The 25,750-nt window shown below is 54.9% G+C and carries 31 protein-coding genes; 17 read left to right on the top strand and 14 right to left on the bottom strand.

Annotated features, from left to right (window positions below):
• The first annotated feature begins 37 nt into the window (after positions 1–37).
• The 3 genes from J4859_RS17820 to J4859_RS11115 are packed head-to-tail and all read left to right on the top strand — an operon-like array spanning position 38 to position 754.
• Entirely contained in the window at positions 38–211 is a 174-nt protein-coding gene (locus J4859_RS17820; RefSeq protein ID WP_212335284.1) for a helix-turn-helix domain-containing protein, read from the top strand.
• Positions 186–605, top strand: a complete 420-nt coding sequence (locus tag J4859_RS11110; protein WP_212329850.1) for a hypothetical protein — start codon at positions 186–188, stop codon at positions 603–605. The genes J4859_RS17820 and J4859_RS11110 overlap by 26 nt, the downstream gene beginning before the upstream one ends.
• Positions 602–754: a hypothetical protein gene (locus J4859_RS11115; protein ID WP_212329852.1), complete on the top strand. Its 153-nt coding sequence runs from the start codon at positions 602–604 to the stop codon at positions 752–754. The genes J4859_RS11110 and J4859_RS11115 overlap by 4 nt, the downstream gene beginning before the upstream one ends.
• A gap of 327 nt (positions 755–1,081) precedes the next feature.
• Here J4859_RS11115 and J4859_RS11120 read toward each other — a convergent pair whose 3' ends face one another.
• Positions 1,082–1,225, bottom strand: coding sequence for a hypothetical protein (locus J4859_RS11120; protein ID WP_212329854.1), 144 nt, complete (start codon positions 1,223–1,225; stop codon positions 1,082–1,084).
• A gap of 215 nt (positions 1,226–1,440) precedes the next feature.
• Between J4859_RS11120 and J4859_RS11125 the strand changes: the two genes are divergently transcribed.
• On the top strand, positions 1,441–1,779 hold the full coding sequence (locus J4859_RS11125; protein ID WP_212329856.1) for a hypothetical protein: 339 nt from the start codon (positions 1,441–1,443) through the stop codon (positions 1,777–1,779).
• 376 nt (positions 1,780–2,155) lie between these two features.
• Here the strand turns inward: J4859_RS11125 and J4859_RS11130 are convergent, their stop codons facing one another.
• A complete protein-coding gene (locus J4859_RS11130) occupies positions 2,156–3,157 on the bottom strand; it encodes an SIS domain-containing protein (protein ID WP_249113614.1) in 1,002 nt (333 codons plus the stop codon).
• A gap of 211 nt (positions 3,158–3,368) precedes the next feature.
• On the opposite strand from J4859_RS11130, the gene J4859_RS11135 reads away from it, so the two are divergent.
• The 5 genes from J4859_RS11135 (at position 3,369) to J4859_RS11150 (ending at position 6,373) form a co-directional block, all read left to right on the top strand.
• Positions 3,369–3,617 carry a hypothetical protein gene (locus J4859_RS11135; protein WP_212329858.1) on the top strand — a complete coding sequence of 83 codons (249 nt, stop codon included), beginning with the start codon at positions 3,369–3,371 and terminating at the stop codon, positions 3,615–3,617.
• A 2-nt stretch (positions 3,618–3,619) separates the two neighbouring features.
• Complete coding sequence (locus J4859_RS17045; protein ID WP_256436727.1) at positions 3,620–3,745, top strand: hypothetical protein; 126 nt, start codon at positions 3,620–3,622, stop codon at positions 3,743–3,745.
• A gap of 1,006 nt (positions 3,746–4,751) precedes the next feature.
• On the top strand, positions 4,752–5,027 hold the full coding sequence (locus J4859_RS11140) for a hypothetical protein (RefSeq protein ID WP_212329860.1): 276 nt from the start codon (positions 4,752–4,754) through the stop codon (positions 5,025–5,027).
• Positions 5,028–5,451: 424 nt separating this feature from the next.
• On the top strand, positions 5,452–5,706 hold the full coding sequence (locus J4859_RS17825) for a hypothetical protein (RefSeq protein ID WP_212329862.1): 255 nt from the start codon (positions 5,452–5,454) through the stop codon (positions 5,704–5,706).
• Positions 5,693–6,373 carry a transposase gene (locus J4859_RS11150; RefSeq protein ID WP_212329864.1) on the top strand — a complete coding sequence of 227 codons (681 nt, stop codon included), beginning with the start codon at positions 5,693–5,695 and terminating at the stop codon, positions 6,371–6,373. The genes J4859_RS17825 and J4859_RS11150 overlap by 14 nt, the downstream gene beginning before the upstream one ends.
• Before the next feature lie 1,822 nt (positions 6,374–8,195).
• On the opposite strand, the gene J4859_RS17050 is transcribed toward J4859_RS11150, so the two are convergent.
• Genes J4859_RS17050 through J4859_RS17830 form a run of 3 tightly spaced genes read right to left on the bottom strand, consistent with a single transcriptional unit; the run spans position 8,196 to position 8,867 of the window.
• A complete protein-coding gene (locus J4859_RS17050) occupies positions 8,196–8,321 on the bottom strand; it encodes a hypothetical protein (RefSeq protein ID WP_256436728.1) in 126 nt (41 codons plus the stop codon).
• Positions 8,300–8,719, bottom strand: a complete 420-nt coding sequence (locus J4859_RS11155) for a hypothetical protein (protein ID WP_212329866.1) — start codon at positions 8,717–8,719, stop codon at positions 8,300–8,302. The genes J4859_RS17050 and J4859_RS11155 overlap by 22 nt, the downstream gene beginning before the upstream one ends.
• Positions 8,694–8,867, bottom strand: coding sequence for a helix-turn-helix domain-containing protein (locus J4859_RS17830; protein WP_212335288.1), 174 nt, complete (start codon positions 8,865–8,867; stop codon positions 8,694–8,696). Before J4859_RS17830 ends, J4859_RS11155 begins: the two co-directional genes overlap by 26 nt.
• A 440-nt stretch (positions 8,868–9,307) precedes the next feature.
• Here J4859_RS17830 and nrdG point away from each other — a divergent pair, with 440 nt between their 5' ends.
• From nrdG to J4859_RS16350, 4 genes are all read left to right on the top strand, one after another.
• On the top strand, positions 9,308–9,877 hold the full coding sequence (gene nrdG, locus J4859_RS11165) for an anaerobic ribonucleoside-triphosphate reductase activating protein (protein ID WP_212329868.1): 570 nt from the start codon (positions 9,308–9,310) through the stop codon (positions 9,875–9,877).
• A gap of 495 nt (positions 9,878–10,372) precedes the next feature.
• Complete coding sequence (locus J4859_RS16340; protein WP_249113616.1) at positions 10,373–10,708, top strand: hypothetical protein; 336 nt, start codon at positions 10,373–10,375, stop codon at positions 10,706–10,708.
• A gap of 19 nt (positions 10,709–10,727) precedes the next feature.
• Positions 10,728–11,378, top strand: a complete 651-nt coding sequence (locus J4859_RS16345) for an OPT/YSL family transporter (RefSeq protein ID WP_249113617.1) — start codon at positions 10,728–10,730, stop codon at positions 11,376–11,378.
• 117 nt (positions 11,379–11,495) lie between these two features.
• Positions 11,496–11,711 carry a hypothetical protein gene (locus J4859_RS16350; protein ID WP_249113618.1) on the top strand — a complete coding sequence of 72 codons (216 nt, stop codon included), beginning with the start codon at positions 11,496–11,498 and terminating at the stop codon, positions 11,709–11,711.
• On the opposite strand, the gene nudC is transcribed toward J4859_RS16350, so the two are convergent.
• Positions 11,708–12,604 carry an NAD(+) diphosphatase gene (nudC, locus tag J4859_RS11175; RefSeq protein WP_249113619.1) on the bottom strand — a complete coding sequence of 299 codons (897 nt, stop codon included), beginning with the start codon at positions 12,602–12,604 and terminating at the stop codon, positions 11,708–11,710. The two genes, J4859_RS16350 and nudC, sit on opposite strands and share 4 nt — an antisense overlap.
• A gap of 4 nt (positions 12,605–12,608) precedes the next feature.
• Entirely contained in the window at positions 12,609–13,415 is an 807-nt protein-coding gene (locus J4859_RS11180; RefSeq protein ID WP_212329870.1) for a Cof-type HAD-IIB family hydrolase, read from the bottom strand.
• Positions 13,416–13,910: 495 nt separating this feature from the next.
• On the opposite strand from J4859_RS11180, the gene J4859_RS11185 reads away from it, so the two are divergent.
• Entirely contained in the window at positions 13,911–14,159 is a 249-nt protein-coding gene (locus tag J4859_RS11185) for a hypothetical protein (protein ID WP_212329871.1), read from the top strand.
• Positions 14,160–15,014: 855 nt separating this feature from the next.
• Positions 15,015–15,269, top strand: a complete 255-nt coding sequence (locus J4859_RS17835; protein WP_371812044.1) for an ATP-binding protein — start codon at positions 15,015–15,017, stop codon at positions 15,267–15,269.
• 80 nt (positions 15,270–15,349) lie between these two features.
• On the opposite strand, the gene J4859_RS11190 is transcribed toward J4859_RS17835, so the two are convergent.
• From J4859_RS11190 to J4859_RS17055, 7 genes are all read right to left on the bottom strand, one after another.
• Complete coding sequence (locus tag J4859_RS11190; RefSeq protein WP_212329716.1) at positions 15,350–16,354, bottom strand: GGGtGRT protein; 1,005 nt, start codon at positions 16,352–16,354, stop codon at positions 15,350–15,352.
• An 18-nt stretch (positions 16,355–16,372) separates the two neighbouring features.
• Positions 16,373–17,065, bottom strand: coding sequence for an iron-sulfur cluster assembly scaffold protein (locus J4859_RS11195; protein ID WP_212329714.1), 693 nt, complete (start codon positions 17,063–17,065; stop codon positions 16,373–16,375).
• 1,115 nt (positions 17,066–18,180) lie between these two features.
• The gene (locus J4859_RS16355) at positions 18,181–18,303 is read right to left on the bottom strand and encodes a transposase (protein WP_371812045.1); all 123 of its coding nucleotides are present in this window, start codon (positions 18,301–18,303) and stop codon (positions 18,181–18,183) included.
• 1,587 nt (positions 18,304–19,890) lie between these two features.
• Positions 19,891–22,287 (bottom strand): acyltransferase family protein, encoded by a 2,397-nt coding sequence (locus tag J4859_RS11200; RefSeq protein ID WP_212329872.1) that lies wholly within the window; start codon positions 22,285–22,287, stop codon positions 19,891–19,893.
• A 333-nt stretch (positions 22,288–22,620) separates the two neighbouring features.
• On the bottom strand, positions 22,621–22,752 hold the full coding sequence (locus tag J4859_RS17840; RefSeq protein ID WP_371812047.1) for a transposase: 132 nt from the start codon (positions 22,750–22,752) through the stop codon (positions 22,621–22,623).
• Entirely contained in the window at positions 22,753–22,935 is a 183-nt protein-coding gene (locus tag J4859_RS11210; protein ID WP_212329874.1) for a hypothetical protein, read from the bottom strand.
• Positions 22,936–23,024: 89 nt separating this feature from the next.
• Positions 23,025–23,153 carry a hypothetical protein gene (locus tag J4859_RS17055; protein ID WP_256436729.1) on the bottom strand — a complete coding sequence of 43 codons (129 nt, stop codon included), beginning with the start codon at positions 23,151–23,153 and terminating at the stop codon, positions 23,025–23,027.
• Between the two features lie 693 nt (positions 23,154–23,846).
• Between J4859_RS17055 and J4859_RS11215 the strand changes: the two genes are divergently transcribed.
• Together J4859_RS11215 and J4859_RS11220 are read left to right on the top strand one after the other, a co-directional pair.
• Positions 23,847–24,455 carry an MBL fold metallo-hydrolase gene (locus J4859_RS11215; protein ID WP_212329875.1) on the top strand — a complete coding sequence of 203 codons (609 nt, stop codon included), beginning with the start codon at positions 23,847–23,849 and terminating at the stop codon, positions 24,453–24,455.
• A gap of 113 nt (positions 24,456–24,568) precedes the next feature.
• Entirely contained in the window at positions 24,569–25,747 is a 1,179-nt protein-coding gene (locus J4859_RS11220) for a cation diffusion facilitator family transporter (RefSeq protein ID WP_249113620.1), read from the top strand.
• Positions 25,748–25,750: the final 3 nt, after the last annotated feature.

Here is a 25,750-nt window from a genome sequence, read left to right on the forward strand (position 1 = left end):
CAACGTCGAAAGCTAGAAGGAATGTGCCACTACAAGCATCGTAAGCCTACAGGAGGGGGACTGCATAGCCACGCTGCATGCAGAGGGAAGGCCAATCGCCTATATCGCGGCAGAGATCGGCAGGGACAGCTCCAGCGTCTGCCACAAGCTCAAGAGGAACGGCCGCCACGGGCGCTTTAGGGCATGTGCCGCCCAAAAGGAGGGCGGATGAGCGCTGCAGGAGATGCAGGGCGAAAAGGCGGCTTTCAGACCCTGCGCTTACGCAGAAGGTGCTCTCTCATCATGGACAGACACTGGTCCCTGGAGCAGATAGACGACATCTCAGGCTCGAGGGTGGCGGCAGGTGCGTCGTTGAGCCTCTCGACTATTCTACCGGCAGGTCCTTAGCCGCCACGCTCGAGCTGCCGGGATCCGGCCCGCAAGGCCAGGTGCGGCGCCACCTGCGCAGCAAGAGGCCTAAGACCAAAGGCAAGATCGAGATCTTACACAGCGTGGATGAGAGGCCAAAGCAGGCCGATGAGAGGTCTCGTCTCAGCGAGTGGGCAGACGACACGCTCGTGGCAGCGGGCCCGTGTGCCTGCTTGTGCTTGCCGACAGGGCAGTGAGGCTGCTTGCCGCGAGAAGATGCCACCACGACAGCGGAAGCGTCTCTAAGGCCGAGGTCGGGCTGCTGCAGGGACGTCCCCTTAAGACGCTCACCCCGGATAGGGGCAAGCAGTTCGCAGGGCATACAGGGCTCACAGATGCCCTTTGAGGCGTGCAGGTCTACTTCTGCGACCCCCACCATCTATGGCAGAAGCTAACAGTTAAGAACACCAACGGGCTCCTGCGGGAGTTCTTCCCCTAAGGGCAGCGACTTCGGCAAGGTCACAGACGAGGAGGTGCAGCATGCGGTAGAGCTGATCTGCGACAGGCCAAGAAAGGTCCTTGGATACAGGACAGCCAACGAGGTCTTTAGAGAGATGTTGCACTCAGCTTGACAATCTGCCTTGCCATTTGTCGTCCTTTCGATCGGCTTGTCTTGCAGTATAGAGGAGCCTCATAATTCCTCAAGCCGCACTGTCCGAAAAAATGATACAGGTCACGGATCCACACGCTTCAAGCGCGACGGGCACGACCGCAACGGCGTCCAGAGATAGCGCTGCCTCAACTGCAGAAGGACATTCACGTCTGCGACCGGCACGCTCTTCGACTCGAGGCATCTTCCCGTCTTGAAATGGGCCATGTTCCTGTCGAAGATCCTTAAGCAGTAAGAGCGAGGCGGCATGAGCCTGGGGCCACCAGTGCTCCTCCCAGACCCCTGCGTAGTGGACGGCGAAGCTCTTCGGCGTGATCGCGCCCTGCCAGGAGGGCGCCACTCTCTTCGAGAGGATATGGCTCGATGAGACGTAGTGGCCGCTCGACCTAGAAGAGCGTCTGCGCAATGCTGATGGCAGTACGATGTGGGGCCTCTCAAGGAACAAGGTCTGCATCGGCGTCGCCGTGGACGTCCACGAGACATCGCTCTGCCTGGACGAAGGGCTCGGCAAGACGAGCCGGAAGAGGACATGGGATGCCTTCGGAGGCCATATTGAGCGGAGATTCGAGCACATACACGACAAGGAGAAGTCGCACGCTGTCCTCGCAAAGCGCCTGAATCTCGAGAGTAAGGCATACGACGCGAAGAAGTGCTGCACGCTCCCTGACAGGGACAATTGCCTGGAGATGGTCAACCAGGAATGCAACCTGCTCAAGAGTCTCCTGAGGTCCCACAGCGGATTTAGGGCCGCAGACATTTAGGGATGGCTCGACCTCTGGTGGGTCTCCCGCAACATCGGCGATAACATGGACGAGAAGGTGGCATGGGTGCTGGACCGCGCCATGCGCTGCCAAAAAAGTGCTCAGATACAGGGACTTCTATGCGAAGAAGACCAGCTAGCAGGGTATGCGGGCAGCACAGCTATGCAAATTGGGCTTGAAGGTCTTAAAAGCTCATCTATCTGTCCATATCTGCCTTTTGGATATGCTGGAATGTGTGGATGTAGCTATACCATATCCAGAAGACAGATAGGCATCTATGTGGACATGGGCACTGCGTGGTTCGAGACATTTTAAGCCGGCAGCATACAGCGTGCAGCCCCAGCGACCTCATCGAGCCGAATTAATCATTGTTTCCCTAGTAGGCGACCTTCCACATGTAGCGGCGCGTGTTGTAGTCTTTGTTTGTGGCAGCGGAGAGAGCGCGCATGTAGACGTTGTTGAGGATGGGCGAGAACAGGATGTGGTTGAAGTACTCGCTCACGGTATCCGGGAGGTCGTTCAGGCCAATCTCCTTCCCGTCGAGCACGTAGACGTTGTCGTCGCCATAGCGCTTGAGGAAGTCGAGAGCGCGCTTGTCAGCCGCACGGCAGCGCCCAACGGAAACCAGTAGGAAGACCGGCTTAGCCCTGTCGAGTATCTCAAACGGACCGTGGAAGAACTCGCAACTGTTGATCGTGGGCGAGTCGATCTGGAGCATCTCCTCGATGTTGCAAATCGAGAATATGTACGCTGAGCCATAGGCAGGACCTGAACCCATGACATAGATGGTCTTCTGGCCAGCCATGCGGGAAGCCCACTCGTGCGCAAGTGGCTGCGCGTAGTCGAGAGCCTTCCGGTAGATGGCATCCACCACATCAAACGCCCGCATGGCCTCATCGTAATGGGCATAGCCCTCCGTCTGGTTGGTCAGGCTCATTGCGATCATGAGCGCGATGCTCGAATTGACCCGCTCGGTTCGGCTCTCGTCGAGGGCAATGGACTCGTAGGCAATCTTCTGGTCGCACGTCTCGGTCAAGTCCGACTCGTTCACATAGAGCGCGATGGTCGCAGCGCCGTGCTCCTTGGCAACCCTTGCGGCAACGCAGGTCTCCTTGGTGCCGCGCATAGAGCAGATCACACAAAGGGTGCGCTCATCCACATAAGCCGGCGTCGCAAGAACGAACTCGTTGCTTGTGTACATGTGCGAGGCAATCCCCTTGCACTCGCGCTCCATGAAGTAATGGGCGGCATAGAAGCCACCGTTGGAGCCACCAGCGGCAACCCACGCTACATGCGTGACGTCGCACTCCGCAAGCACGTTGGACACGATGCTAGCTACCTCGCCCTGAACTTTGATCTGCTCGCTCTTCTCGCTCACACCTGTCTCCTCTCTTTGGGCACGCAATCGCTCTGCACGCTTCGTCGTGCAGAGTATATCATATATGTCATATACGTTTGATATATTTAGACAGACAGTAGGCCTTATCCCGTGAGAGAGAGGCGAGAAGAATGCGCCGCCATGGCTGTCACGTTGGAATTCTTACCACGGATGGCCAGAGCAGCCACCTGCCTGTGGGGGGAGTCGTGGCATGAGACTTGCTAAGGAGCTTGGCATCGGGCGCGGAATCACTGCGGTCATCGGGAGCGGCGGGAAGACGAGCCTGCTCGACGTACTCACACGCGAGCTTGACGGCACGGTCGTCCTCACTACGACCACACACGTGCTCCCGTTTGGCTGCCCCGTCTTGACGGACGCGGACGAGAAGGACGAGGAGCAGGCGTTCTGGTACAGCCGCCCGCGACCGACGGCTCCGCCAAGCTCGTCGCGCCGCATCTGAAGATGAAGACGCTTTCCGCCCTGGCAGACTACGTGCTGGTGGAGGCGGGCGGCACCACATGGCACCTACTCAAGGCGCATGCGGCCTACACGCCCGTCATTCCCCAGGAGGCGGACCGTGTAGCATAGGTGGTCGGAGCGTCCGGCTTTAGGCGTCCCATTACCAAGACCGTGCACCGGCCGGAGCTCTGATGCCAGCTCGCAAGGTTCGACGCAGCCCACGCCACCACACCGAGGCTGGTGGTACGGACCATCGCGGCCGAGCATGCCGCGGGGCTGAGGGCGGACGTCCTTCTCGTCAGCCAGATCGGACCAGACGAGGGTGGTATCGAAAATTTGTACCGAGCAGATGTATGGAAGGATTCTGCAGATGTTCAGCTACGAAGACAAGAAAAATGCGATCGAGCTCTACTACAACTTACAGCAGGAAGGTCGCCCCGCTGATCAACGAGCTCGGCTATCCCGACAGGCACACCTCTGTACAATTGGATCAAAGACTATAAGGTGTTCTGACAGTCAAGTAAATGGGGGCCGGTTCAGGCTGTCCTGATAGTCCAGGTGATACAATTCCACATGCCAAATGGAGAATGTGCCCTGGAGGCCACCCGGCTCTGTGTTTGGCGACGGTTTTGCCGGGTGGCCTCCAGGGCGAAGTGGAATCGTCAGGATCATGGTACGGGAGAATCCCTCCTGTACCCGCATCGCAGAGGCCGAAGAGCAGAAGATCCGCCAGCTGGAGGAGGCCATAGCCGGTCGCCGCTGTCGTAAGCAGACGGGCTTTGACACCTTCCGAGTTCAGGCCACATCCCTGCTGCCCGCCATGCGAGTCCGCGCGCACCAAGTGCGATAGCCTCGCGCCGAGTGGCACACAGAGATTGGGAGTGCCTCGGCTGCGGGTGCAAGTACAGCTCGCTTACAGGGACCGTCTTCGAGCATGCCCGCTACGGGCTGGCGGGCTGGGTGTCGCCCATCCGGCTCATGCGCTACAGCATGTCCCTGGACTGCATCGCTAAATCCCTGCAGATATCTCACCAGAGCGCCTGGGAGTGGAGGCACCGGGTGTTTACCACCGTGGGATGGCTACCAGGACAGGATCGTCCTTAAGAAGCGCGTCTGGATCGGTAAGACCTACATCGTGAATACGGACCTTCCGCACGGATACGGCCAGGCGAGGAAGCGGGGGCTCTCCTCCCAGCAGCTCTGCATAGCTGTCGGGATAGATGTCTTCAAGAACCCATACGCCGTGGTCTGCGGACACGGCAAGCCGTCCACGAGGAGGATCAGGGACGCATTCGGCGGCCACATAGCCAAAGGCGCGCTCGTCGTGCATGAGCGGGAGTGCGCCCACAGCGGGGTCATACGCGATGCCGGAGCAGTCTCCAAATCATACCCGAGACCCGGAATACCTTGAGAGCATGGAGCTCGTGAACAACCTCTGCTCCTGGCTCAAGAGATACCTCTGGCGCTTCATGGGCATGTCCCATATCCAACATACAAAAGCTACCTTAACTGGTATGTCTACCTGTTCGGTGTCAACCAGGTAAGCGACAGGTGACCCGAGACTGCAAGGGTGGTCCGCCATATGATGATGGCCGATGCGAGTTTCCGCAGCTCGACGTAGGTCTGGCGGCCCTCATTATCTTGACTGTCAGAAAAACGTTCTCCAATTTATTGAGAACCTTAAAAAGAAACTTGGCCTTACCGATACTTATTCTGTTGAATGCGGCTACGAAGCCGGATGTCTTGGATACTCCTTATACCATCAGCTAACGAACGCCGGTGTAAAATGCGTCATTCTTGCGCCGAGCACAATGCTAGCCCCTCAGGGCAAGCGGGTGAAGACGGATGCACGTGATGCCAACATGATCGCTCAGTGTCTTTGCTATGGCGGATATCTTGCGGTTCATGTTCCCACCGATAAGGATGACTCTGTAAAAGAATATCTCCGTATGAGGGATGACCACAAACTGGCACTCAAGAAGATCAAACAGCAGATCAATGCTTTCTGCCTGCGTCATGGCTTTTTCTATGATGGCAACAAATGGACAATCAAGCACTGGAACTGGCTGAAGACACTTGGAACTGGATGATCTGCTGCGCGAGACCCTCGACGAGTATCTGGCATCCTATAAGGAACACTCATCAAAGATCGAACGCTTCGACAAACGGATCGAGGAACTTGCTGGCGATGATGATTACAAGGAAAGTGTCAAAAAGCTTGGCTGTCTTCTCGGTATAAAGACTCATACGGCACCTTCACTGATTGTAGAGACCGGCGATTTCAGTCGTTTTGCCAAAGGCAATACCTACGCTGCATTCCTCGGGCTTGCGCCGGGAGAATCTTCCAGTGGAACAAAGATCCAACGTAGCGGAATTTCAAAAGCTGGCAACAGTCATCTTCGTACGTTTCTCATTGAAGGGGCAAAAGGAATCTGCAAGGGACAGATCGGACATAAATCCAAGGAACTGCGCTGCAGGCAGGACGGAAATACAGCTGATGTCATTGCATATGCTGACAGAGCAAACACAAGACTTCAAAGCAAGTATTACCGCATGATCCGCCACGGGAAAAAGAAATGTAGCGGTTGCTGCAGTTGCCAGGGAACTTGCCTGCTTTATATGGGCAATGATGACAGGCAACATCGCTTTCAGAGAAGCCGGAAAGAAGGCAGCATGAGTAACATCTGGTCCATTTGTCTGTCAAGGGTGCTACGCACCGCTTACGCGGCAAGTCCTGTGACAGCCATCTGTCCATGATGTCTATGGGCAGCCAAGGCATAAATCCACAGGAATCTGCGGATTCATGCAGTAATAGACAAAGTAAATACCTGACAGCATCTGGAGGGAGCTGTGATCACTGTAAGGTTTAAGCCATCCGCGTCCATCCTATGTTGGCACTGGAAACAGAAATCCACGCTTTTAGATCGCAGAGCTCATGGCAAAACCATTAGCCTGTTGGTAGCCAATCCACGTATAACAGAGTGGCCACATGCCGGGAACTGTTAAATCAGAGCTCTTTCCAGATGCTGTCAGAAAAACACAAATGTGGCTAGCCAGGGGGGGGAAATTTCCTAAAATTACCTCTTGACAACGGTCACTTCATAACAGGATGTATCTGCTTTAGGTCATGTTTGCTCTCTTAAGACGAGGGAACTTAAAGATGCTATCCTGGATTGTCACTCCTATCAGCGCTTCTGTGCACGTAGACCTCATGTCTGAGCAGGTGCCAAACACAACGACGCTCGCGAAGATGCGCCATAGCCTCGAAAAGGCAGGGATCACGGCGCGGGGCGGCTCTATCGTGGATGTGACCTTCATCTGGGCCCTAAAGCTTAACGAAGAACAAGGACCATACACGCGACCCTTAAGGCGCACCAGTCCAAGAAAGGGAGAGCCTGGCGTATCGGATACAAGGCGCATATCGGCGTGGATGCTGCAGGTGGCCTTGTGCATGGTGTGGAGACGATCGCCTAGAATGTGTCCGACATATCCTGTGGCACATACACTCATAAGGGAAGATGATAGGTTCTGCTGCGCAGACTTTAGGCTATATAGGTATAGCGAAGCGCCCTTAAGGACGCATAAAGACCCACACCTCTCATCTATGCGCTAAAGCGTTGCTAAGGAAGCCTTCGACCAGAGAAGGCCTTAACTGTGCACTCTCAGCCGAAAAGGTATCGAGTCCAGGAAGGCATCCGGCCGCTTAAAGGTAGAGCATCCCTTCCTCATCGTGAAGCGGCGCTTCGACCCCTTAAGGAAGCGCTACTAGGGGATAGAGAAGACCTCCTGTATGCTCGAGTCTCTCTCGCCCTTGCAAACCTTACCCATGTGCATCTTTTGCCGGCAGGCTGCACCTCCCGGCTCCCAGCGTCGCTTGATCCGTCTTGGAGCCTTCTTGCGGTGCATGCGGCAGGACAAATGTAAGGATGGCGGCTCCTGCACGTGCTGGATGAGCATCCTTCCCTGCCTTTCCCGCATACCGGCCGCGAAAAATCGTGTGGTCGGTCCCCTCAGGCACGTCATAGGGCATTAATCATCGTTTCTCTAGCGAAGTCTTTCTTTGCCACTCTTAAAGGCGAGATGTACTAGCGAGAAGGCTTTGCAACAAGAAAGGATGCCATATATGCGCAAGTTGAATTCATTGAGGGCTACTACAACAGAAAACGTCCCCACTCAACGATCAACAACAAAATTCCAGCGAAGGTAGTAGATGCTTTCTTTGAAAGAACGAAACCTATATCAGAAGAGGACCAGATATCACCATCCAATGCAGCTTAAAGATCTCAAGTTTTTGTGTCGGCAGATTGTCAAGCTGAGTGCAACATCTCTCTAAAGACCTCGTTGGCTGTCCTGTATCCAAGGACCTTTCTTGGCCTGTCGCAGATCAGCTCTACCGCATGCTGCACCTCCTCGTCTGTGACCTTGCCGAAGTCGCTGCCCTTAGGAGAAGAACTCTAGCAGCAGCCCGTCAGTGTTCTTAACTGTTAGCTTCTGCCATAGATGGTGAGGGTCGCAGAAGTAGAACTGCACGCCTCAAAGGGCATCTGTGAGCCCTGTATGCCCTGCGAACCGCTTGCCCCTATCCGGAAGTGAGCGTCTTAAGGGGACGTCCCTGCAAAAGCCCGACCTCGGCTTTGGAGATGCTCCCGCTGTCGTGGTGGCATCTTCTCGCGGCAAGCAGCCTCACTGCCCTGTCGGCAAGCACGAGCAGGCACACGGGTCCCGCTGCCACGAGCGTGTCGTCTGCCCCCTCTCCGAGGCGAGACCTCGCATCGGCCTCTTGGGCCTTTCCTTTACGGTGTGTAAGATCTCGATCTTGCCTTTGGTCTTAGGCCTCTTGCTGCGCAGGTGGCGCCGCACCTGGCCTTGCGGGCCGGATCCCGGCAGCTCGAGCGTGGCGGCTAAGGACCTGCCGGTAGAATAGTCGAGAGGCTCAACGACGCACCTGCCGCCACCCTCGAGCCTGAGATGTCGTCTATCTGCTCCAGGGACCAGTGTCTGTCCATGATGAGAGAGCACCTTCTGCGTAAGCGCAGGGTCTGAAAGCCGCCTTTTCGCCCTGCATCTCCTGCAGCGCTCATCCGCCCTCCTTTTGGGCGGCACATGCCCTAAAGCGCCCGTGGCGTGCGTTCCTCTTGAGCTTGTGGCAGACGCTGGAGCTGTCCCTGCCGATCTCTGCCGCGATATAGGCGATTGGCCTTCCCTCTGCATGCAGCGTGGCTATGCAGTCCCCCTCCTGTAGGCTTACGATGCTTGTAGTGGCACATTCCTTCTAGCTTTCGACGTTGACTGAGACAACCAACATCGTAGCCTTCCGGAGTGTGCCACGCCTGCATTCAGCGGGCCATCCTGTTGCACTTCAGAATGCTAATCCGCCATAGCAATACCTTGCCGATGGTCACCTATATAAAATGACCCATCGGGTTACGCGCAAGTGCAAAAGCAATCATAGGGATGGGGGGTACTGCTGGGATAATCGTACGGTAGCGTTTGGTGGGATACAAGCAGGCCTGAAGCAATTCGTACAGGACAAGTTAATACTGCTGATATCAAGATGGTGTAGATCCCTCTTATATTGCCGCTCTGTACTTCATCAATATGTTGTATATTGTCTAACTATACTGTTTGAGGGCATACCAAATAGTGTGTGGTATACAATACGTATTCCAACACGAAGAAGGCTTGTGATCGATGAGGTACGCAAACATCAAATACTGTGACATCGCTGACGGTGAGGGTGTCAGGACCACACTGTTTGTCTCCGGATGCCGCAGGCATTGCCCATTCTGCTTCAATGACTCTGCATGGAGCTTTGATGCGGGCAAGCCGTTTGATGCAAACGTAGAGGATGACATTATCAAGAGCATGGAGCCTTTCTATATCGATGGGCTGTCCGTCTTGGGCGGAGAGCCGATGGAGCCTGAGAACCAGGAAGGTCTGGTCGACTTCCTCGAGAAGGTCAAGAAGACCTACCCCCAAAAGGACATCTGGCTCTACTCCGGATTCACGCTTGAAGAGTTGCAGGGCAAAGTCCCCGTCAAGGCTCCTTACACCACAAGCCCTCGCACCGACGTTACGGACCGTATCCTCAACACATTGGATGTCTTAGTCGATGGCCCCTTTATCCAAGCAGAGAAGGACATCTCACTGCGTTTTAGGGGCTCTGCAAACCAACGCCTGATCGATATGCCCAAGACCCTCAAGACAGGCAGGGTTGTTATCTGGCACGACGATCCACTCTTCGAGAACCATTCACTGTAACTAAATCAATAATCTTAAAGTAACTCGGATTGCTTGGGTGGTGTAAAGCCTTTAAGCACGGTGTAACAGATACGGCGGCAAAGCCGCCGTGAGGCACGCCTGTACGTTTATTAGCAACGCACCACATGAAAGGGCTAACTCATGGCACACAAGGCTCAAAACCGCCCAATATGCGCGCAGCTCACTCCCGTTCCATCATTATCGGCTGCAGCGGCTGTGTCATCATCACCGCCTTCTCAACCTATACCGCACTGTGCATCAACGCCCTGCCCTGGCCTATCGGCTTTACCGCAATGATCTCACTTTTCTTCTTAAAGCTCTTAGACGACACATCCCTCAATGAGGTGAACGTCACCCACACGATCATGTCCTCCGGCGCTATGGTCGCAGGTAGTCTGGCTTTTACGCTCCCCGGAGCCTGGATACCCAGCCTGGCTGATCGGATAAGGTGGACACAGGCCTTACCCGTCGCCTTTTCCGGCACCATCCTGGAGGTTGGTTTACACTGTCCTCATTTACCATCACTTTATGGCCGACACCGACCTCAAGTTCCCTACCGGTGAAGCCGTCACAGAGACGCTCAAGCTATCGACGCCGGCGGAAAGACCGGACCGGCAGCTCTTCGTATCAATGGGCACCACAGGCCTCTACGGCTTTCTCCGCGACGCGCTGGGAGCTTTCCCGACGATCGTTGCATCACTTCCGATCCCCGGCGTCTCCCTCGGTATCTATAATTCGCCGATGATGATGAGCGTAGGATTCATGGTCGGCTTGGTTCCTCTGCTTTTTTGGTTCGGTAGCACACCCTTTGCAAACTTCGGGATATCGTAGGTGGCAGTATCCTCAACCTATGAGATATCGCAACTGCTCAGGCAACCGTCTCAAGCCTCGGTATGGGTCTCATGATAGACTCAGGCTTTACCCCGTCACAAAGGACATTATTCCTTCAATCGCACATACCACAACAAAAGCCCCAGACACCAAACAGCAGAAGAATCCGGACGATAATCCCCGCTCCCTGGTCACCGGTAACCCCAACTACGATGCCGGGATCTTAGGGCTGGCTGTCGCTGCAGTCGCCCTCTTTATCTGCTTTGGACTCTCTTTAGGACCACTGCCGAGCCTCATCGTCGTAGTCCTGTGCTTTATCTGCACCACGATGTCTGCGCAGCCCTGTGGACAGACGTGTATTGGCCCGATGGAGATCTTCGGCCTGCTCGTGCTTCTGGCTGTTACCGCCCTGGGACAGAACACCCAAGTACAGCTCTTCTACATGGCGGGCATCATCGCAGTCGCCTGCGGCCTCACCGGTGATGTAATGAACGACCTCAAGGCAGGTAAGATCCTCAGCACCTCACCGCGCGTCCAGTGGATCGGCCGAGCGATCAGTGGCCTTCTCGGCGCAGTGGTCGCAAGCGCCGTCCTCTTTGCCCTTCTTAATATCTATGGACAGGATGTCTCGGTCCGGGTAAAACTTTTGTGGCAGCCCAGGTTTCCGTGACTGCCACCGCGATCACCGGTATCCCCCAACCTCACCGCCTTTATCGCCGGTGTCATCCTCTACTGGGTAAACTTACCCGCGATGCTCTTGGGATTGGGCACCTATCTGCCCTTCTATATGAGCACTACCGCCTTCATTGGCGCCCTCATCAAACTCGTCTACGACAAAGTTTGCGAGAACCATCATGCACAGCTCACTCCTGCAGAGCAGGAACAGCAGAGCCAGCCGGACACCCAGCGTGGCCTCGTAGTGTCCTCAGGCATCCTGAGCGGAGAGCCCATCGTCGTTGTTATTATCGCCTCTGTTTCACTGATTGCGGGACTTGCAGCTTAACGTCCCTGTGAGAACGGATCTTCGCCTTTCGCGAAGGCCTCGATCATATAGTTCGTCATGCTCGAAGTATCCTCATGCGTCTTCGAGAGCTCAGAGCGCGTCTTCCACTCCGCCACCGCAAGCTCATGGTGGTCGAGCTTGATTTGGCTGCCACCATCCAAGCGGGCAAAGTAACCGATGAGCAAGGTCCCTGAGAAGGACCACGGCTGATCAGTAAAGTAGGTGAGATTTTTCACATGGAGGCCCACCTCTTCCATAATCTCACGCTCACAGGTCTGCTCGAGTGTCTCCCCTACCTCGGTGTAGCCCGCCACCAACGCATAGTGCGTATAAGAGCGGCCGGTGTACTTCGTGAGCAATAGTTTATCCCCATCAGTGATACCGATGATCACGCCGATATTGATGCGCGGGTAGACGATCATGCCGCAGTTAGGGCAGACAAGCTCCCGAGATTTGGGGGCATGAAGGAGTTTGGTACCGCAGGCGCCGCAGAAACGGTTGTGCTTGTGCCAATCCCACAGCTGATAGCCTGTGATTGCAGCAAAGGCGAGGTAGCGGGGCGTATAGAACCGGCAGCCGTTCAGCCCGAGATAGGTAAACTCATCCCCAACATTCACCACCACGTCGAGCGCTAAGAAGAAGCGCATATCGTCGATTGCAAAGAGGTAAACATACTCGGGTTTGGTCTGGTAGTCACGCAGCTTGGGGAGGACAAGCTGTCCCTCCTCTTCACGGGCGAGCATTCCATCCATCATTACGACAGCAGAATCGGCCCCGACGTGACTGGCATAGGGGGCGTAGTGCAACATATAGTCATCCGGTTCCGGCCCCACGTTGTGGAAGTGGTTGTCGAAGACATGGTTCCCGAGTTCCTGAATCATTGCGTTAGTCATTTCTCTACAGCAGCTCGCCGTCGATGAGGCCCAACTTCACACACGCGTTCCAGATTCCGTTATGGTCCACATCGTCTGTCACAAAGTCAGCCTCCTCCTTCACTTCGGGGTTACCGTTGCCCATTGCGACGCTGGTACCAGCTGCTCCGAACATCTGTAAGTCGTTGCCGCCGTCACCGAAGGCAATGGACTCCTCCTGAGGAATCTGATAGTGCTCGAGCATCTTATCTACACCGCGAGATTTTCCACCGTCGATCGGAAAAGCATCGACGAACTCAGGGGTCCACCGGGTAATCTTGAGGTGCTTGGTGTTGTTACGCACAATATCGGTCTTTCCCGGCAGCAGGAAAATATTGAACTGATAGATATCCTGGCTAAGGGCTTGATCGATGTCCTCTACCGGAAAACTGATGTGTGCCATCTCATCTACTCTATCTACCAGCTCATTGCGGCCGCTGGCATAGGCTTTCTGCTCTGCTAGGAAGGCGCACTCATAGAGCCCCTGGTGTACCTGGCCGACCACGGTCGCTACATCGTCCTTGTCGATCGTTGCCTTAAAGATCACGCCGTAGCGATCCAGGATGAATTGGCCATTAAAGAGGATGAAGCCTTCCATATCTGAGGTATCGATCGAGTCGCACATATAGGGAGCACGCCCCGTTGCCAAGAAACACTTTGTCCCGGACTTCTTCAATGCCTGGAGGGCACGCTTCGTGGACTCTGAGATCGTATGGGTTTTAAATGACAGCAGCGTGCCATCAGCATCAAAAAAGGCAGCCTTGATAGGGTGGCTCAATGACCAGGTTGGCATGGTCTCACTCCTTTACCGTACGGGGATACTGTGCGCCCATATATGCATACACTCTCTCTAAATCAAGTCGAAAGACGTCACCGTCAACAGCCTAAACCATAGCACCCTGGTACCTCAAAAAGATTGCTCATGTGGCAATCGAAGCAGGACAACACATATACCAGGCAGCCTAAAAAGAATCGTTCTTTTAGGACTGGGATATTTTTGTTTTTCATCGTTGTAAAATAGCATCCGTGCTGCTACGTTCAACTAATAAGAGTTTTGCACTCGTAAAAGAAAGTGATCTGATACTTGAACTTTTTGTCCTATTTACCCAAACAGGATATAGAAGCGTTAAGCTGGGCTTTGCTCCCTTTTTCCCTTATCTTAGTAATCCTAGGAATCTGGGAGATCGTGTCCCCCTTCGTATTATATAAAAAGACCACTGCTCGCTACATTGCGCGACAGTCTCTCCCTGCCGCGCCGCATATCTACCACCTGACCTTCACCTTTCAGGTGGAGGGGAACTTCGTACAGGCAACTACGCGCGATACCTACGATGACAGAGAAGCACGCCGTTTCGGTGGAGAGCGCCCAATCAACATCTACTACCGCAAGAAAGCCCCTGCGATTATTAGAACTGACCGGGTAAAATCCGTCGGCCTCGGTATCACTGCCTTCTTAATCGGGGCGGTGCTTCTCACCTTTGACCTGTGGCTCTTTGAAGTCCTCGACCTCTCACAGTTTGGCATCCCATCACTGTAATAACCTCGTGCTCGTTATCTAAAACTGCTCTTACCTGCATAGTGGTGAGCCACTCGGTTTCCGTTCACAGTGCACCCCTATCCTTCGTTATTTTTCAGCGTTCGTGATGTTGAGCAGGATGATCATTCAGTTTGGGAGCTCTCCATTGATGAAGAATGCAAGCCCTCTACAGGGCCCAGAGCGTGACTGAGAACAGAGCGATCTACCGAAAGGAGAACAGCCGTGATCTGCGCAGAGTGTGGAGCGGGGGTGTGTAAGACATCGGAGTCGATGACAGAAAAGCATCGCGGTCAAACATTCACCGTAGACGGTATTGGGCGCTGGCAATGCGACCAATATGGCAATAATGTCATGTCATGAATGTCACCGAAGCAGGCAAACTCGCCCATACTCTTGCAGCCTCATGTGTAAGAAAGAACGGGCTGCTATCCCCACAGGAAATGAGGAGGATTCGCCAGTCACTCCATATGACTCAAAAGCAATTTGAATCTTTACTTGGAGTTTCCTCCCCCTGCTGTAAATCGGTGGGGTGATGTAGCTGCCGGTTTTAAAACACAGATTTGACCGTCCATCTAAATCCTGCGAAGATGTGTCTGAAAGACACGGATTGTTAAGGATGGCAATGTCAAAGACGACAAGGAAGACCTACAGCCCACAGTCCAAGATGAAGGTGGCGCTTGAGGTCTAAAAGGAGCAGGAGACGCTCTCCCCGGTAGCGACAAAGCACGACGTAGAGCCCGTCGCTGGCGACCAGCTGAAAAGACGAGCTGCTGGCGGGTGCTGGCCTCATCTTCTAGATTGTCTCGATAAGCTATAAGAAGGGCTCGACGGCGTGTCGGTAAGCGTGGGGATAGCATGTGGGCCGACGTCTTCGGCAATGCGCCTATAGCCTTAGCCATAGCCGACAGGCTATACTACCGTTGCCATCTCATACGCATCACGGGAAGCTCCTACAGGATCAAGGACCTGCCTGCAGCCAGCCTCTCTCAAAGGAGGGTGCAGGCACCGATTCTGGCTGATTCCATTGCCCCGGCTGGTGCAGATATATTGCCCAAATCGGTAAGCCTGGGGTTGACTTTAACATATCGGGAGATGGTGCACTCAGCTTGACAACCCACCGGTGCAAAAAGCCGGCTCCCACCAGAAGGTGAAAGCCGGCGTATGATTCGAAGGTGTGGCCTGCGGAAGCCTTACTTGTTCAGTGCCTGCTCAACAGCGACAGCGCAGGCAACGGTACAGCCGACCATCGGGTTGTTGCCCATGCCGATAAGGCCCATCATATCGACGTGTGCCGGCACCGAAGAGGAGCCAGCAAACTGTGCGTCGGAGTGCATACGGCCCATGGTGTCGGTCATGCCATAGGAAGCAGGGCCAGCAGCCATGTTGTCCGGGTGCAGGGTACGACCGGTGCCACCACCGGAAGCGACGGAGAAGTACTTCTTGCCGGCAGCCAGACGCTCCTTCTTATAGGTGCCCGCTACCGGGTGTTGGAAGCGCGTCGGGTTGGTGGAGTTGCCGGTGATGGAGATATCGACGCTCTCATGCCACATGATTGCGACACCCTCACGGACATCGTCGGCGCCGTAGCACTTGACGGCAGCACGAGGACCTTTGGAGTAGGGGATCTCCTCGACGATGTTGAGCTTGGAGGTGTAGTAATCAAACTTGGTCTTCACATAGGTGAAGCCGTTGATACGGCTGATGATCTGTGCGGCGTCCTTGCCAAGGCCGTTCAGGATAACGCGCAGCGGCTTCTTACGAGCCTTGTTGGCGTTGTTAGCGATACCGATTGCACCCTCTGCAGCTGCGAAGGACTCGTGGCCCGCCAGGAAGCAGAAGCACTCGGTGTCCTCGCCCAGAAGCATAGCGCCCAGGTTGCCGTGGCCCAGGCCGACCTTGCGCTCGTCTGCAACGGAGCCAGGGACGCAAAATGCCTGCAGGCCCTCACCGATAGCCTCTGCAGCATCGGTTGCTCTGGTGCAGTTCTTCTTGACTGCGATTGCACAGCCTAGTGTATATGCCCACTTAGCGTTCTCAAACGCGATTGACTGAATGCCGGTGGTGATAGCGTACGGATCAAACCCGAGATCGGTGCAGATTTTACGTGCATCCTTCAGGTCTTTGATGCCATATTTCTTGCAGGCTTTCTTGATGCCATCGATACGGCGCTCATAACCTTCAAACGTCACTGCCATGTCTATCAGCTCCTTTCCCTACTCTTGACGCGGATCGATGACTTTAGCAGCCTGATCCCACTGACCGAAGCGACCCATTGCGCCGTCCAAGGCCTTCTTAGGATCGGTGCCAGCCTTGACTGCGTCGGTGAATTTGCCGAGGTTTAGAAACTCAAAGCCCACGATCTCATCCTTGTCGTTGAGCGCCATGTGGGTGATGTAGCCCTGGGTGAGTTCGAGGTAGCGGGCGCCCTTTGCCTTGGTGCCATAGGTGGTGCCGACCATGGAGCGCATACCCTTGCCAAGGTCGTCGAGGCCGGTGCCGATAGGCAGTCCACCTTCAGAGAATGCGGTCTGGGAGCGGCCATAGACAATCTGGAGGAACAGCTCACGCATTGCGACGTTGATTGCGTCGCAGACAAGGTCAGTGTTGAGAGCTTCGAGGATCGTCTTGCCAGGCATAATCTCTGCTGCCATAGCTGCAGAGTGAGTCATGCCGGAGCAACCGATGGTCTCGATCAGGCACTCTTCAATGACGCCGTTCTTGATGTTGAGGCTGAGCTTGCAAGCACCCTGCTGCGGTGCGCACCAGCCTACACCGTGCGTGTAACCAGAGATGTCTTTGATCTCTTTCGCCTGAACCCATTTCCCCTCCTCGGGAATTGGTGCAGGTCCGTGGTCTGCGCCCTTAGCAACGGGGCACATCCTCTCCACTTCTGCGGAATACTGCATGGATTCTCCTCTCCAAGCATCAGACCCTTCTTCCTTATGAAGCAGGGCGTGTCCTTGTTCCTTTGATGATAGCGCTAGGAATGTCTTTTTAGGCGATAAAATGCGGTGTATTGCTGTAAGTAAATGAAAAGTTTCGTAGAGCTCGGTCACTTCCGCAAAGTGGTATATACAGAGAAACGAACCAGAGGCTCGAGCTTCAAGTATCATTTGCAATTGCCAAAAGTCAAAGAGACTTGAAGGTTCAACCATGGCTCAGATCAAACTTACTCTTAACCAGGACGAGATAATGCAGCTGCTCGAAGGCTCCAGCAAAGAGGCACTCAAGCTCATGCTCTAAAAGTCGCTCAATGCCCATCTGCTCGCAAAGTCGGAGGGTCAGCTGGGTGCGGGGTACCGGGGTACTTGGCAAGCGCAGCGACAGCCGCAGCGGTAGAGGAGGCGCTTCCTCACGCTGCGCTTCGACACGATAGATCTCTTTGTCCTAAGGAAACGATGATTAATGCCCCATGACGTGCCAGAGGGGACCGACCACACGGCTTTTCTAGGGAAACGATGATTAATGCCCCATAACGTGTCAGAGGGGACCGACCACACGACTTTTCTGGGCCGGCATGCGGGAAAGGCAGGGAAGGATGCCCATCCAGCACGTGCAGGAGCCGCCATCCTTACATCCGTCCTGCCGCATGCACCGCAATAAGGCTCCAAGACGGATCAAGCAACTCTGGGAGCCGGGAGGTGCAGCCTGCCGGCAAAAGATGCACATGGCAAGGTTTGCAAGGGCGAGGCAGACTTGAGTGTGCAGGCATCTTCTCTATCCTTCTGTAGCGCTTCCTTAAGGGGTCGAAGCGGCGCTTCACGATAAGGAAGGGATGCTTCTGCCTTTGAGCGGCCGGATGCCTTCCTGGACTCGATGCTTTTCTCGGAGAAGAGTGCACAGGCAAGGCCTTCTCTAGTCGAAGGCTTTCTTAGCAACGCTTTAGCGCATAGATGAGAGGTGTGGGTCTTTATGCGTCCTTAAGGGCGCTTCGCTATACCTATATAGCCTAAAGTCTGCGCAGCAGAACCTGTCATCTTCCCTTACGAGTACGTGTGCCACAGGATATGTCAGATACATTCTAGGCGCTCGTCTCCACACCATGCACAAGGCCACCTGCGGCATCCACGCCGATATGTGCCTTGTATCCGATACGCCAGGCTCCCCCTTTCTTGGACTGGTGCGCTTTAAGGGTCGCGCACATGGTCCTTGTTCTTCGTTAAGCTTTAGAGCCCAGGTGAAGGTCACATCCACCATGGAGCCGCCCCGCCCCGTGATCCCTGCCTTCTCGAGCTCTAAGTTCAGGCGTAAAGCACAAGCTTTACCGAACTCCTCTCGCTTTAAGGCTATGGCGCATCTTCGCGCTCGTCGTTGCATCTGGCACCTGCGCTTGCATGAGGTCTACGTGCACAGAAGCGCCACTAGGAGTGACAATCCAGGATAGCATCTTTAAGTTCCCTCGTCTTAAGAGAGCAAACATGACCTAAAGCAGGCTACATCCTAAGCTTCGCCTTTGCAGCGCGCACATGCCTGACAGGAGCCTGTCAGTGGTAGCTGGTATCTACTAGTGCAATCCAGCTATCCCACACAACGATTGTATCCATCTGCTCCAGGTGTGCCTCCCGTCTGGTCTTTCTCCTTAGACCTTAGGATTTAAGGTCTTAAAAGCTCATCTGGCTGCTCATATCTTCCTTTTGGATATGCTGGAATACGTTGCTGTAATTATAACATATCCGCAGGCAGATAGGCATCTATGTGGGTATGGGCACTGCGTGGTTCGAGACATTTTAAGCCGATGTCATACAGCGTGTGGTCCCAGCGACCTCATCGAGGCGAATTAATCATCGTTTCCCTAGGCCTGCATGCGGAAAAGGATGCCCATCCAGCACGTGCAGGAGCCGTCATCCTGGCATCTGTCCTGCCCCATGCACCGCATCCGGCAGAAGGCCCCAAGACGGAATGCCTTCCGCCTGGTCTTTCTCCTTAGACCTTAGGATTTAAGGTCCTAAAAGCTCATCTGGTTGCCCATATCTTCCTTTTGGATATGCTGGAATACGTGGATGTAGCTATACCATATCCAGAAGACAGATAGGCATCTATGTGGGTATGGGCACTGCGTGGTTCGAGACATTTTGAGCCGATGTCATACAGCGTGCAGCTCCACTGGCCTCATCGAGGCGAATTATTCATCGTTTCCCTAGCGCGATCGATTCCGGCGCTCTGGACTCTCCCCGCACAAACGAGCGACTGGAAAGGAAGGCGCCCGGCGCCAAAGGAGGGGCAATATCAAGGTCTCCCAGATGCTCTGAGAAAGGCTAAGGGAGGTCCTCTGAGCGCTTCTGTCTGGGTAAGTGGGCAAACCGACACTGTTATGGGGCCAACCTCTGCGTGCCCGTTGGGTCTTGTCCAAGCACTCCTTTGCGGCTGCTTGTGGGTAGCAAGGGCGTGCGCGCTACCCAGCTCAGCATCCTTGAGGGGGGTTTCGCTCAAGACAATCACGCCTGGTTGCGCCAAGCAGCTCTCCCGGCAGGGCTAAGGTCGCAAAAGCCTTGGGAGGTGTACAGTTTTGCTTCTGCGAGCCGCACCACCTGTGGCAGAAGGCGATAGTTAAGAACACCGATGTCCTCATCTGTGAGTTCTTCCCCTAAGGGTGTAGCGACTTTTCCTGGGTCTCACATAAGGAGGTACAACATGTCTTGGATCTGATCTGTGACAGGCCAAGAAAGGTATTAGGCTACAGGACGGCCAACGAGGTCTTTAGGGAGATGGTGCACTCAGCTTGACAATCTGCCTACTGATTGGATTGGTTCGATTGACCCTGTGATTGATCTGTTTGATCTTGTGACTGATCAGTCTGGTCTTGGGCCTGATCCTGGCTCTGGTCATCTCCGTTCTTGTCGCTCACATCTCCGACGGCGTTGACCATCAGATCGGTGTAGGCCTTGATACCCTCATCGGTCAAACTCTGACCAATCTCATCCATGTACTCCGGATGCTCTTGGACCTCAGAGTTCCAATCGATCACCTGAACGTTCTTACGCGAGGACGCCATATCTAACAGGATCTGGTTGTTCGCATCGGCAAAGCTCGCGGTGCTGTACCCATTCACAAGCCAGACCTCGACGTCATCCCCGATCGTGTTGAGCAGTGAGTTCACGTGGTCCCTCGAAAGCGGCACATCCGCCTGCAGGGCAATCACGACACGCTTGCCGGCAGTCCCGGAGTTCACGTAGTTCTGCCAGACCTTCTCAAGCTCGTCAGAACTTCTGCCCGCAGAACAGTCGATCATTGTATAAGGCCACGCCTGTGAAAGTGAATCAGCGGCCTTGATCGACACCCCGTCGCCCAGGAAGATCACCTTGTAGGTGGTGTTCTCCTTGGTCGGGACTTCGTAGCCCATGGTGTTGACGATGAGGTCTACAAAGTTCTGCGCATAGTTCGGACGCAGGTGCGTTCCATCATCCCAGAACCACTCGTTGTGGGACTGTGAATCATCGTACCAGTCAATCACGGAGACATTGTCGTTTGCTGCGGCTAGCTGATTCAGGAGTGTGTTGTTCGGTGAGCACCACGGCTTCGGCACACGGTCATTCACGAACCAGATCTGCTTGCCCGGCCCCACGGCGTCGACCAGCTGCTGCAGGAAGTCTTCAGTGAGGTATCCATTGGAACCGATTGAGAACACAACGTTGTCCCCCACGACGCCCTTGCCCGCATAGCCTTGATAGACCGCGAGGGCATCGGTTGGTTGCCGTCCGACTTCAGCGTCGACCATCCCATGCGGGAAGGCGGCATTCAGATTGTCGATCGCGCCTAAAGATACTGAGTCCCCGATAAAGAGGACGTCATATTCCCCATCCGTCAGCGGTTTCTTCAGGGTCGCGGCGCTCACCACTTCCTGCGCATCCCCGTTGTCCCCGACGGCAGCTTCAGCCGGAACGGTAATTAAACCGACAATTGCGACGGCGAGCACCGCCATAGACGCGATGGTTCTGATCAGCTTCATCGGGCACAGATGCACCGCGCGCACCAAGCCGGTCTCGTTGTTCTCTTTGACCTGGCGGCGTGCTCTTCTGCGGGCCTTAGGGCCTTTGAAGTAACCGTGCTTGAGCACCGCATGCACCATGTGCTTGCGGAACGGGGTCTCAACCACGTTGTAGCTGATGTCCGCTGCGATCAAGGTCAACACCAACTCGAGCAAGATTAGATACCACGGCTGGTTCACACCCGCACGTGGAGTCAAAAGCTCGATGATAATGTAGTGCCAGATATAGATCGCGAAGCTGCGCTTACCGATCCACACGAGCGGCTTGATGGAGAGGATCCTTCCCATCACCGTATCCTGCACGAGCAAGCCGTAGATAGCGAAGGCCGCCAGCACGGAGCAGGCAAGCGTACCTCCCCAGTAAGAGAAAGCGGAATAACCGTTCGTCACATTCATCATAACGAGCAGGGCGATGGTGGCGCCAGCTGCGGAGAGCTCCAGCTTCACGCGCTTGTCGGTCGGCTGGTCCTGCGCGCGAAAGCTCGTTTGCTTCTCAAGCGGGCAAGCAAAGGCCAGCAGGCATCCAACGAGCAGCGACTGCGCGCGGGTGTCGGTGCCGTAGTAGGCACGGGAAGGGTCCGCTTCAGGCACATAGAGCAGCGCCATCGCTGCCGCAGAGAGCCCAGTCGCGATCGCAAGCCCGATGATCAGTTGTTTTTTGTTTGCCTTGTGACGCAGGCAGAAGTAGAGGATAGGGGGCCAAGCCAGATAGAACTGGAATTCGATCGCGAGCGACCAGAAGTGCGTTATAGGTGACGGTGCGCCTGCTGCTGCAAAATAGGACTGCTGTGTAAAGATCTTGAACCAGTTGATGAACATCAGAAGGCCAGGGATAATATCGGGCCGCATCTTTGTTAAGAGCTGATGGTCGAAGATCGTGCAGGCCGCCAGCGCGATTGCCACGTAAGCCAGACAGGTCGGCAGAAGGCGCTTAATGCGTTTGACATAGTAATGACCACAGGAGATGCGCCCGCTCTGCTCAAACTCACGCAGCAAGCCGCCGGTTGCCAGATACCCTGACAGCACGAAGAGGACACTGACACCGATCAGACCTCCCTGGCACCAGATAAGGTTCATGTGGTAGAACACAACCGCCAGTGCACACAGCGCCCTGAGTCCATCGAGCGAATTTATGTAGGGCACATGGGTACGCGTCTTTGTATTCGTTCGTGATTGCTTTGGAACTTTGAACGTCGTCGTTGTATCAGAAACCACAGGTCCTCCGGGCAGGAAATAAAAAGTCTAACAGATAAAGAAAACTTAGTCTGTCAAGACAGAATTTTCACTAGTTTTATTTTAGCTCTATAGAATCTTAAAACGCTGCCTTCACCCACAATTTTTAGGCTCTTCGACGTTTCTAGTGGGTAGTGCAGGCCAGCTGCCTCTGGGCCGAGAAGTTGAGTTTTCCAGTCTGAGGAAGATCATCGCCTCGAAGTAGGACATGTTCCTGAAGCCCCTAGCAGCGCTTTCTGCTGATTAGACGAGGGAGTTGAGCCCTTCGAGGAACGAATTGGTTAAATTCCTCTTCCACCAATTCAAGATCTCTTCCCACTCCTTTCTAAGCGTGCTTGCCACCCTCTTCATCTTAGCCACGGCAGAGTGCATCATCTACAAGCAAAGGCGGTTTGGGGCTGCAGCAGCCGATTCCCTGTCGGGGCATGAATAGACGTCCTGCATCGCCTCTGCCATCTGGCAGGCGCGCGCCTCTGTGTGCACCTCACAGGGTCTGTCGCCCTCATGAAGAGCTGCCACCACATGGATGCTGTCCAGGATCTGGGCGGCCTGGGGCATCGCTGCGGTGACTCCCAGGGAGTTATGTCTTTGCCATGTCGCGCATGGCCTCTAAACCCTTCGCCCTGTCCCCTGTGTGCTCCCTAAGCTCATCTCACTTGCCGCCCTTGTCCTTTGCCTTCCGTGATGGCGGGGGTGCGCTGGTAGTCGAGGTCAGCCATGATGCTGATACAGCTTTGGTCGCACCTTTTGGCGGTGTCGTCTGTGCCTACACACACGACTCTGGAATAGTCTGCTGCGTCCCTTGCCTTCGATGTCGCCTTCCCAAGCAGTCTCCATATGCGCATGGGCTGTCTCGTGCAGAGGCTTATGGCCACAACGCTCATGACAAACGATCAGCTGGGCCTCAAAGAGCGCCGCGATGCGTCTTCGGCCACACCTCCCAGAGTATCCTTGCGGCATGCACGCCGTCTTTGGGGCCTCAACACTGCGCCGTGTACAATCGTCTCGTATTGCCAGATATCGAGATGCCACAAGATCCTCTTGCGTCTGTCACAGGTGCCGCAGCGCCTGTGGCAGGCAGGGCTCACCACTTACCTGGTCCTGACGTGTACCACCTTCATATGGAACTCGTCCTGCGCTCATCTGCGCTTCTCGAACCAGACGTCTGTGACCTCCATTCGCCCCTAAGCCCCCTGGGGCTTCTTAAAGAGCCTTGTCAGCATGCCTTACCTTAAGCATCCATATCGCACCTCAGGACCGCATCCGTCGCCAAAAGCTTGGCTGTCCGGGCATCCCGCGCTCAAGGGATGCAGAAGTGCTACCCACCATAAGTAGCGGAGAGCCTTTTTACCCAGGAGCAAAAAGCTCCCTGAGAAACAGCGCTCATAACTCAGCATTGAGGCGCATTGAACGCTAAGATCATAGCTAAGGGTCTATCAGCCTGACGATCCGGAAAGGAGCATACAGTCATGGTAAAACTTCTCTATCAAGGACACGCGAGCTTCCGTCTCGCCGTAAACAACTACATCACCTACATCGACCCCTATGCCGGAGAGCAGTACAACGAGCCTGCGGATCTCATTCTGGTAACGCATCAGCACTACGACCACAACCAGATCGAGCTTCCCGCCCGCAAACACACCTGCCAGCTCTGGCAGAATATGGATTCCCATCCTTCCAAGGATGTCTACCTCACCAAGCAGTTTGGACCCTTAGAGATCAGCGCTACGGTCGCCTGCAATAAGAACCATCCGATCGATCAGTGTGTAGGCTATCTGATCCGCACCGAGGGCATCACCCTGTGGTTTGCAGGCGACACCTCCTATGTGCCTGAGATGAAGACTCAGATGCCCAAAGAGCACATCGACTACGCTTTCCTGCCCGGTGACGGCATCTTCAACATGGATATCGACGAGGCGGCACGCTGCGCGAACCTGATCGGCGCCAAGAACGTGACCCCGATCCACCTCTATCCGGATCACCTCTACAGTGACAAGCTGGCGCACCGCTTTAAGGATCTGGCTGACAACTGCCTCCTGATCCGTCCGGGTGAAGAAATCACGCTTGTTCACCAGTGAGTGTTTGCATATCTCAAAAACAGGTACAAACTAAACAAGCTATGTACACTGAACGCCACCGCGCTGTTGCAGAACCAACGGCGCGGTTTTCATGTAACGAAAGGAGGCCACCTGTGCCTTCTGTTCTTCCCTCTCAGGTCATACGGGAGATTCCTCAGGATCCAACGCCGCAGCAGCGCACCCACTACGGCAACTATGCAAGCATCGTCGGAATCATCTGCAACGTTGCGTTAGCACTCGGCAAAGGCATCGTCGGGCTCGCGAGCGGCTACGTCTCAATCATCGCTGACGCAATCAACAACCTCTCCGATGCGACAAGCTCCATCATCTCGCTGATCGGCTTCAAACTCGCGGATCGGCCTGCGGATACCGGCCACCCCTTCGGACACGGCCGCTTTGAGTATCTGGCAGGGCTTGTCGTCGCCGTGATCGTCGCGGCCGCCGGCATCGAACTGATCATCAGCTCCGGGCGCCGCATTTTGAATCCGGAGGAGACCGACTTCAATCTGGTCTTGGTCTTCATGCTGCTCGCCTCGATTGCAGTCAAATTCTGGATGCAGTACTTCTACAAACGTATCGGCACCAAACTGAACAGTGAGCCGCTTAAAGCAACCGGCGTCGACTCCCGCAACGATGTGATCACCACCGCAGCAGTCCTGCTCTCTGCAGTGATCTCATACTTCTACCATATAGACCTCGATGGGATCTGCGGTCTTGCGGTCGGGATCTTTGTCCTCTACTCGGGCATCAGCCTGGTTAGGGACACCGTAAGTCCGCTTCTGGGCCGCGCACCCTCACAGGAGGAGGTCGACCACATCAGGAAGGTCATCACGAGCTACCCCAATGTGATCGGAATGCACGATCTGATGATCCATGACTACGGCCCGGGTCGTCAGTTTGGGAGTGCCCACGTCGAGATGCCCTCCACCATCAATATTATGGAAGGCCACGATACGCTCGATAACATCGAACAGTACTTTCGGGAGCACGAGGGGTTTGTGATGACACTGCATTTGGACCCGATCGTAATCAACGACCCTGCAGTCAACGAGCTGCGCGCCTGGATCAACGATACGCTCAAGACGATCAATCCACGCCTCTCGATGCATGACCTCAGAACCGTACCTGGCCCCACCCACACGAATGTTATATTCGATATCGTAAAACCGTACGATGTGAATATGAGCGATGAGGAACTGAAGGTCCTCATCTCGAAGAAGATCGTGGAACACAAACCGGACGCGGTCTGCAAGATCACCGTCGACCACGCCTACGCCTCTGTCGCTGCCTAACAA

Source organism: Atopobium sp. oral taxon 416, from assembly GCF_018128285.1.
GTDB lineage: Bacteria > Actinomycetota > Coriobacteriia > Coriobacteriales > Atopobiaceae > Olsenella_L.

Coding starts and splice junctions, on each gene's coding strand:
- J4859_RS11120 (WP_212329854.1), bottom strand. CDS start 1,225: ATGGCCCATTTCAAGACGGGAAGATGCCTCGAGTCGAAGAGCGTGCCG.
- J4859_RS11125 (WP_212329856.1), top strand. CDS start 1,441: ATGTGGGGCCTCTCAAGGAACAAGGTCTGCATCGGCGTCGCCGTGGAC.
- J4859_RS11135 (WP_212329858.1), top strand. CDS start 3,369: ATGAGACTTGCTAAGGAGCTTGGCATCGGGCGCGGAATCACTGCGGTC.
- J4859_RS17045 (WP_256436727.1), top strand. CDS start 3,620: ATGAAGACGCTTTCCGCCCTGGCAGACTACGTGCTGGTGGAGGCGGGC.
- nrdG (WP_212329868.1), top strand. CDS start 9,308: ATGAGGTACGCAAACATCAAATACTGTGACATCGCTGACGGTGAGGGT.
- J4859_RS16345 (WP_249113617.1), top strand. CDS start 10,728: ATGAGATATCGCAACTGCTCAGGCAACCGTCTCAAGCCTCGGTATGGG.
- J4859_RS16350 (WP_249113618.1), top strand. CDS start 11,496: ATGAGCACTACCGCCTTCATTGGCGCCCTCATCAAACTCGTCTACGAC.
- nudC (WP_249113619.1), bottom strand. CDS start 12,604: ATGACTAACGCAATGATTCAGGAACTCGGGAACCATGTCTTCGACAAC.
- J4859_RS11180 (WP_212329870.1), bottom strand. CDS start 13,415: ATGCCAACCTGGTCATTGAGCCACCCTATCAAGGCTGCCTTTTTTGAT.
- J4859_RS17835 (WP_371812044.1), top strand. CDS start 15,015: ATGTGGGCCGACGTCTTCGGCAATGCGCCTATAGCCTTAGCCATAGCC.
- J4859_RS11190 (WP_212329716.1), bottom strand. CDS start 16,354: ATGGCAGTGACGTTTGAAGGTTATGAGCGCCGTATCGATGGCATCAAG.
- J4859_RS11195 (WP_212329714.1), bottom strand. CDS start 17,065: ATGCAGTATTCCGCAGAAGTGGAGAGGATGTGCCCCGTTGCTAAGGGC.
- J4859_RS16355 (WP_371812045.1), bottom strand. CDS start 18,303: ATGTGCGCGACCCTTAAAGCGCACCAGTCCAAGAAAGGGGGAGCCTGG.
- J4859_RS17840 (WP_371812047.1), bottom strand. CDS start 22,752: ATGATGCACTCTGCCGTGGCTAAGATGAAGAGGGTGGCAAGCACGCTT.
- J4859_RS11210 (WP_212329874.1), bottom strand. CDS start 22,935: ATGCCCCAGGCCGCCCAGATCCTGGACAGCATCCATGTGGTGGCAGCT.
- J4859_RS11215 (WP_212329875.1), top strand. CDS start 23,847: ATGGTAAAACTTCTCTATCAAGGACACGCGAGCTTCCGTCTCGCCGTA.